Raw genomic sequence first — 3,216 nt, 5'->3', positions numbered from 1 at the left:
TTTGTTCTCGACCGTACATCGAGAACCACATAGTGGACGCTTGCAGCTTATTCAAACTGTTGTGTTATCAAATTATCGGCTTATTAGTACCGGTCAGCTCCGTGGGTCTTTAGTCCCCACTTCCACATCCGGCCTATCAACGCAGTAGTCTAGCTGCGAGCCTCTCCCCCTAAGGGATGGAAATCTCATCTCGAAGCCGGCTTCCCGCTTAGATGCTTTCAGCGGTTATCCGTTCCGAACGTAGCTAATCAGCGGTGCTCCTGGCGGAACAACTGACACACCAGAGGTTCGTCCATCCCGGTCCTCTCGTACTAGGGATAGATCTTCTCAAATTTCCTGCGCGCGCAGCGGATAGGGACCGAACTGTCTCACGACGTTCTAAACCCAGCTCGCGTACCGCTTTAATGGGCGAACAGCCCAACCCTTGGGACCTACTCCAGCCCCAGGATGCGACGAGCCGACATCGAGGTGCCAAACCATGCCGTCGATATGGACTCTTGGGCAAGATCAGCCTGTTATCCCCGAGGTACCTTTTATCCGTTGAGCGACAGCGCTTCCACAAGCCACTGCCGGATCACTAGTCCCGACTTTCGTCCCTGCTCGACTTGTCAGTCTTACAGTCAAGCTCCCTTGTGCACTTACACTCGACACCTGATTGCCAACCAGGTTGAGGGAACCTTTGGGCGCCTCCGTTACTTTTTAGGAGGCAACCGCCCCAGTTAAACTACCCACCAGGCACTGTCCCTGAACCGGATCACGGTTCGAAGTTAGGTATCCAATATGACCAGAGTGGTATTTCAACGATGACTCCACCTGAACTAGCGTCCAAGCTTCAAAGTCTCCCACCTATCCTACACAAGCCACACCGAACACCAATACCAAGCTGTAGTAAAGGTCACGGGGTCTTTCCGTCCTGCTGCGCGTAACGAGCATCTTTACTCGTAATGCAATTTCGCCGAGTTCGCGGTTGAGACAGCTGGGAAGTCGTTACGCCATTCGTGCAGGTCGGAACTTACCCGACAAGGAATTTCGCTACCTTAGGATGGTTATAGTTACCACCGCCGTTTACTGGGGCTTAAATTCTCAGCTTCGCCTTGCGGCTAACCGTTCCTCTTAACCTTCCAGCACCGGGCAGGCGTCAGTCCGTATACATCGTCTTGCGACTTGGCACGGACCTGTGTTTTTAGTAAACAGTCGCTTCCCACTGGTCTCTGCGGCCTTCGAACGCTCCAGGAGTAAATCCCTTCACGCCTCAGGCCCCCCTTCTCCCGAAGTTACGGGGGCATTTTGCCGAGTTCCTTAACCACGATTCTCTCGATCTCCTTAGTATTCTCTACCTGATCACCTGAGTCGGTTTGGGGTACGGGTGACTAAAACCTCGCGTCGATGCTTTTCTTGGCAGCATAGGATCACTGATTTCACCCTTACGGGCTACCCATCGGGTCTCAGGCTTAATGAACGACGGATTTGCCTATCGTTCGCCCTACATCCTTAGACCGGGACAACCATCGCCCGGCTCAGCTACCTTCCTGCGTCACACCTGTTAATACGCTAACCGCACCAGCATAGGGTCGCACGCTAGGCCTCACGCTTCACCCCGAAGGGATCCATCTAGAGGATTCAGATGCTTAGCATTACTGGATTAGCTTGGACGGTTTTTCATCAGTACGGGAATATAAACCCGTTGTCCATCGACTACGCCTGTCGGCCTCGCCTTAGGTCCCGACTTACCCAGGGCGGATTAGCCTGGCCCTGGAAACCTTGATCTTTCGGAGGACGGGTTTCTCACCCGTCTTTCGCTACTCATGCCTGCATTCTCACTCGTGTAGCCTCCACGGCTGGTTTACACCGCCGCTTCGCTGGCCACACGACGCTCTCCTACCCATCAACACGGCTGAACCAACACCACAAGGGTGCGGCTTACCAAAAATATCAATGCCACAACTTCGGTGGCGTGCTTGAGCCCCGTTACATTGTCGGCGCGGAATCACTTGACCAGTGAGCTATTACGCACTCTTTCAAGGGTGGCTGCTTCTAAGCCAACCTCCTGGTTGTCTATGCAACTCCACATCCTTTCCCACTTAGCACGCGCTTTGGGACCTTAGATGGTGGTCTGGGTTGTTTCCCTCTCGACGATGAAGCTTATCCCCCACCGTCTCACTGCTGCGCTCTCACTTACCGGCATTCGGAGTTTGGCTAACGTCAGTAACCTTTTAGGGCCCATCGGCTATCCAGTAGCTCTACCTCCGGCAAGAAACACGCAACGCTGCACCTAAATGCATTTCGGAGAGAACCAGCTATCACGAAGTTTGATTGGCCTTTCACCCCTATCCACAGCTCATCCCCTCCATTTTCAACTGAAGTGGGTTCGGTCCTCCACGACGTCTTACCGTCGCTTCAACCTGGCCATGGATAGATCACTTCGCTTCGGGTCTAGGACATGCGACTGAATCGCCCTATTCAGACTCGCTTTCGCTACGCATTCCCCTCTCGGGTTAAGCTCGCCACATATCACTAACTCGCAGGCTCATTCTTCAAAAGGCACGCTGTCACACCAACAAAGGGTGCTCCAACGGTTTGTAAGCAAACGGTTTCAGGTACTATTTCACTCCCCTCCCGGGGTACTTTTCACCTTTCCCTCACGGTACTTGTTCACTATCGGTCATGTAGGAGTATTTAGGCTTATCAGGTGGTCCTGACAGATTCACACGGGATTTCTCGGGCCCCGTGCTACTTGGGATACTCTTCGGGCGATTGCTGCATTTCGACTACGGGGTTCGCACCCTCTATGACCAGGCTTTCAATCCTGTTCGTCTATACAACGTTCTAACCCTCACTGTTCGGCAGAATCAGCAGAAAAGTCCCGCAACCCCGACCATGCAACGCCTGCCGGCTATCACACATGATCGGTTTAGCCTCATCCGGGTTCGCTCGCCACTACTAACGGAATCACTATTGTTTTCTCTTCCTGTGGGTACTGAGATGTTTCACTTCCCCACGTTCCCTCTACCCGCCCTATATATTCAGGCGGGAGTCACCAGGTCACCTTGCGGGCCTGGCGGGGTTTCCCCATTCGGACATCCTCGGATCACAGTTCGTTTATCAACTCCCCGAGGCTTATCGCAGATTACTACGTCCTTCTTCGGCTCTACATGCCAAGGCATTCACCGTTTGCTCTTGAAAATTTGAAATCACATGAGTTTGAATCGATTAAGT

General features: G+C 53.0%; 1 rRNA gene. It reads right to left on the bottom strand.

Going from position 1 to position 3,216, the window contains the following annotated elements:
* Positions 1-63: 63 nt before the first annotated feature.
* Positions 64-3,191 (bottom strand): 23S ribosomal RNA (locus CTB96_RS09725).
* Positions 3,192-3,216 lie beyond the last annotated feature (25 nt).

It is taken from the genome of Cryobacterium arcticum, assembly GCF_003185895.1.
GTDB classification, from domain to species: Bacteria; Actinomycetota; Actinomycetes; order Actinomycetales; family Microbacteriaceae; genus Cryobacterium; species Cryobacterium arcticum.
This window is presented reverse-complemented; position numbering and strand designations above follow the sequence as displayed.